General features: G+C 69.7%; 4 protein-coding genes. 3 read left to right on the top strand and 1 reads right to left on the bottom strand.

Going from position 1 to position 4,576, the window contains the following annotated elements; translation table 11 throughout:
* Positions 1-1,098, top strand: a 1,098-nt coding sequence (locus KBI5_RS24005; RefSeq protein ID WP_085016567.1) for an HNH endonuclease signature motif containing protein, incomplete at its 5' end; no start/stop codon positions are given.
* A 315-nt stretch (positions 1,099-1,413) separates the two neighbouring features.
* The gene (locus tag KBI5_RS28550) at positions 1,414-1,548 is read left to right on the top strand and encodes a hypothetical protein (protein WP_023840763.1); all 135 of its coding nucleotides are present in this window, start codon (positions 1,414-1,416) and stop codon (positions 1,546-1,548) included.
* A 36-nt stretch (positions 1,549-1,584) separates the two neighbouring features.
* On the opposite strand, the gene KBI5_RS24000 is transcribed toward KBI5_RS28550, so the two are convergent.
* Positions 1,585-2,961 carry an ABC transporter substrate-binding protein gene (locus tag KBI5_RS24000; protein WP_011437214.1) on the bottom strand — a complete coding sequence of 459 codons (1,377 nt, stop codon included), beginning with the start codon at positions 2,959-2,961 and terminating at the stop codon, positions 1,585-1,587.
* A 422-nt stretch (positions 2,962-3,383) separates the two neighbouring features.
* Here KBI5_RS24000 and KBI5_RS23995 point away from each other — a divergent pair.
* The coding region (locus KBI5_RS23995; protein ID WP_241883158.1) for a nitrate- and nitrite sensing domain-containing protein at positions 3,384-4,576 on the top strand (1,193 nt) is incomplete at its 3' end.

Here is a 4,576-nt window from a genome sequence, read left to right as displayed (position 1 = left end):
GTCGAGCAGGCGGTTGAGGTCCGCACGACGATCCGTTCTCTCCCCCGCGGCCTGGACGCGCAGGTGTACACCGCGGCGGAGGCATCCCTGCTGGAGCTGGCCCGGATGTTCGACCCCCGCGAACTGGCCCGTCTTGGCCGGCACCTGCGGGAACAACTCACCCGCATCGACACCAGCCCCGGCGGCGACGGCCCCGCCAACACCGGCAGCCAGAACGGCGACCGTGAGGGCGCCGACTCCGGCACGTCTCCCGGCCCCGCAGGGGGCCCGGCCGGCAACGACAACCAGGATTCGGGCAACGACAACCAGGATTCGGGCAACGGCAACCAGGATTCGGGCGACGCCCCCGCGGATCGGCGCGGCCTGTGGATCACCGATCTGCCCGGGGGTAGCACCCGTATCACCGGCGAACTCGACGCCGAAGCCGCCGCGCTCCTACGCAGCGCACTTGACCCGCTGGCCAAACCCCGCCCCGCCGACGACGGCACCCTCGACCCCCGCACACCTGCACAGCGCCGCGCCGACGCCCTCGTCGACCTCCTTCACCGCACCCTCGCCACCGCAGCCCTGCCCGTCACCGGCGGCGTGCGCCCCCACCTCACCGTCACCGTCTCCTGGACGGCACTACTCGGCCAGGGAGGTACGCCCGCCACCACCAGTTGGGGTCAACCCCTGCCGGCCAGTGTCCTGCGCCGGCTGGCCTGTGACGCCACGGTCACCCGCGTCGTCTTCGATGCGGCGAGCGTCCCCCTCGACGTCGGACGGGCCCACCGCACCGCACCCGCGGACCTACGCCGCGCCGTCATCGCCCGAGACGTCTGCTGTTCATTCCCGGGGTGTGATCGGCCGCCGTCATGGTGCGAAGTTCACCACGTTCGTCATTGGATAGACGGTGGAAGAACCTCACTTGACAATCTGGTACTACTGTGTGGATATCATCACAGGCTTATCCACCATCACGGCTGGATCGTCCGAATCGGCCACGATCGCCGGCCCGAATTCATCCCTCCGCCCTGGGTCGACTCCGACCAGATACCCCGACGCAACCCCTACAGCCGACATACCTCCGATCTCCTCCGTGCGGCAACAGTTGCATAGACCGGCTCATAGCTGAAGGAAGGTCCGAATTTGAAGGACCAGCTCAAAAACCTCCAGAATATCCTCGCTCGCGCTGCCGTGAACGGCGCTACACGACGAGCCTGTCGTCCGACCTCCCGGAGTGGCTCGCGTGGCGCCGTCGCCAGCACCACCTGGCCGCCAGGTGCGCGCCGCCAGGTATGCGCCGCCGGCGGCTCCAGGGCTCGCGTACAGGAGTCTCCGGGAGAGGGTCGCCCAGACCGCCACCATGGTCAGCAGTCCGGTGACGGCTTCGCCCAGCGGCCACGGCGCCGCGGCCACGGCGCCGAGCCCGGTGTGGCAGGCGGTGTGCTCGCCGTCCTCGAACTCGACGGACGCGCGGCCCGGTTCCGGCTGGAGAAGACCGAGCCGGACGGCACCCCCGGCGGCCTCGATCCGGTGCTGGTGGCGGATCTCGCGCCGGCGAGGTGATCCGTGGACGGGTCAGGGGGAGAACGATCCGGGTACCTACTCGTTCCGTGTCCGTGTCCTGGTCCTGGTCCCCGGCGTCGACTGTGACGCCGACGTCGCCCTCGATGATGGGTGTCCGACAGTCGTCACGGCCGTCCCCGGCGCGGGCCACTTGACTGTCGTCGTGGCCAGGTCGCGGGGGTAGACGGTTCTGAATGTCGTACCGGTGGTCTGTTCGATCGCTGTTGCGGAAAGTGTGTTCTGGTGGGTTCCGTCGAAATGGACGCCGTTCCACGGCATGATGGTCGAACTCGCGGGTAGATTCAGGGCGGTCAACGCGGAGCGGACCAGCTCACGATCCGTACTGCCCGCGTCATCGATTGCCTGCGCGATCGTGGTCATGGCGGTGAAGGCCTCGGCCGCATTCTCGGTCATCGGCGCCCCGAAATCGTGCAGATAGCGGTCGATTACTCTCGCGGCCAGCGGATTGGCCCGGGCGATGGGCATCGACCAGGCGACCTGGCGGCTGACCCGATCGGCGAACTCGGGAACCGCGGCGAGTCGGGCGGCCTCCGCCGGGTCGCCGTACACGACAACCGCGGGCGGTATGTATCCACCATCCCGGAAAGTGTTTCCCAGAATTGCGCCCTGACCGGGAGAAATATTCGTCAGTACAATGTCGGGTGCAGTGGCTTGCAGGGCGCCGACAGCGGCGGCCAGATCGCCCGTACCCGGCTGGCCCGTACCCGGCTGGTAGGCCACGCTCGCCACGATCGGGTAACCGGTCTCCTCGGCGAACTCCGCCACGGTCGCCTGCATATCGAGGCCGGTGGCGTCGTTGGTGTAGAGCAGGGCGACGCGTCGGCGTTCCTGGCCCGGCTGCTCGGCGTCACGCAGCAGGGACAGGAAGGCGCCGCCGTAGTCGGCCGCGTCGGGTCCGATCCGGAAGAACCAGCTCAGCCCACGTTCGGTCAGCGCCGTCAGCGACGGGCCCCCGCTGACGAACGGGATCCGCAGGCGTTCGGCCCGCTGGCTGGCTTCCAGGGTGGCGTCGGGGGTGAACGCGCCGACGATGCCCACGACGCCGTGGTCGGTCGCCAAGCGTGACGTGGCGTCCGCGGTCTGGCGCGGATCGCTACTTGTATCCAATGTCACAACAGAAAGATGGGCCCGGCCGGCTGGCCCCCAGAGGTCTCTGGTCCCGTCGCTCGCCCAGCTTTCGCCGGCGTTGATGAGACGGCTGGCGAGCTCTGCTCCGCGTTGTGCGTCACGCCCCGTCTCGGTATCGCCATGGGTCATGGGGGCGAGCAGTCCGATCTTGACCTCGCCGGAAACTCGGGCCGGCTCGGCTTTGCCACCGCTACCACAGGCGGCCAGCACGACCGCGGAGAGAAGCGCAAGGCCCGCGACCGTGCTTCGAAACCCGTGGATCATCGTGCTCCCGCATGCCCGGCTCGGTGAGGAGTGAAAGCTGGCAGTGGCCAGCGGCGACACTAGTTGTTTGTCGGACAACAACCGCAGCCGGGCTGTCCAGCAGCGCGGGTGATTGACGGGGCCAATCGTCAGGCGAGCCTACTGGCGACCCCACCGGCGGCGACATCGGGCGCCCACATAGTCTTTGCCGGCCAAGGCATAGTCTTTGCCGGCCAGGGCCGGGACTGGCCTGGCGGGACAGTTCCAGAGGGCGATCCGAGAGGGCGAGAGGTACGGATCTCGTGGTCCAGCCGGGAAGAAGGCGGGTCGCGGCGGATGACCCGCCGGGCTCCTCTGCCGAGAGCCGGCATTGTGGCGCGGGCACACCCGGGGACCGGGAGCAGCCATCCCCGGTGCGGCGTCGGCGGCACTCGGCGGGGGCCGTGACCGTGACCGTGACCGGGGCCGTGACCGGGGCCGCGGCCCCCGCCGTGGCTACGACCGGGGCGGGGGAGTTCCGATCGCGTCCGTGGCGGCGGCTGCGCCTGCACGACCTCCCCGTGCGCGGGAAGCTCTTCGCGGCCTTGGCGGTGCCCATGGCGGCCTTCTTGGCGGTAGCGATTCTCGCCGGCGTGACCTGGCTGTCCGACGCGGCCAGCTACGGTCACGGGGTGACCTCGGCGAGGCTCGGCCGGGATGTGACCGCGGCGGTGCACGAGATGCAGCTCGAGCGGGACCTCGCCGCGGGCTTCATCATGAGCGGGCGTGGCGCCGCCCCGACCAGCAGGGCGCTGGCCGACCGGCTGAACACCGAGCAGCGTGTCGTGGACAAGGTGCTAACCCGTTTCCAGGCCTCGCTGGGGTCCTCCTCCGGCCGTCTCGGCCGAGGGGCCTCCCCGCTGTCCGTGCGGGTGCGGCAGAGCATCGCCGCACTGCCCGCGCTGCGTCAGGCCGTCCGGGGCGGGAAGCTGCCCATCGGCGCGATCCTGAGCGAGTACTCGACCACGATCAGCCGCCTGCTCGCCTTCGACCGCCGGATCGGGCAGGACCGGGACGACGACGAGCTCCGCTACGCCACCACGGTCCTCAATGACCTGTCGACCATCAAGGAGATCAACTCCCAGATCCGCGGTCAGCTCTACGCCGCGGCCCTCACCGGCCGGTTCGAGTTCGGCGCCGCCGAACGGATGTCCGGTCTCCTCGCCGAGGAGCAGACGGCCCAGGACGCGTTCCGCGCCGCAGCCCGACCCAGCGACCGGACCCGCTATGATCAGATCGTCAACGGTCAGGCGGTGCTGACGGTCAAGCGCACCTCCGACCGTGCCATCCAGCGTCAGCGGCTGCCCGACCTCGGCATCGATCCCGACCAGTGGTTCGCGGCCAGCACCACCCACATCGAGCTGCTGCGCACCGTCGAGACCGGACTGCTCGACGACGTCATCGGGTCCGCGAGCGACCTGCGCTCCACCGCCTGGGAGCGAACCGCCATCCTCGGCGCGCTGATCATCATTATCATGGCCGGTGCGATCGTGTGGACGCTGGCGATCGCGCGCACGATGACCGGCCCCCTGCGCAGACTGCGGACGGGCGCCCTCGACGTCGCCCACGAGCGCCTTCCCCGCCTGATCGAGCAGCT

Origin of the sequence: Frankia sp. KB5, assembly GCF_002099325.1 — a bacterium.
GTDB lineage: Bacteria > Actinomycetota > Actinomycetes > Frankiales > Frankiaceae > Frankia > Frankia casuarinae.
The sequence above is the reverse complement of the archived record's forward strand: the minus strand, read 5'-3'. Positions and strand labels throughout refer to the sequence as shown.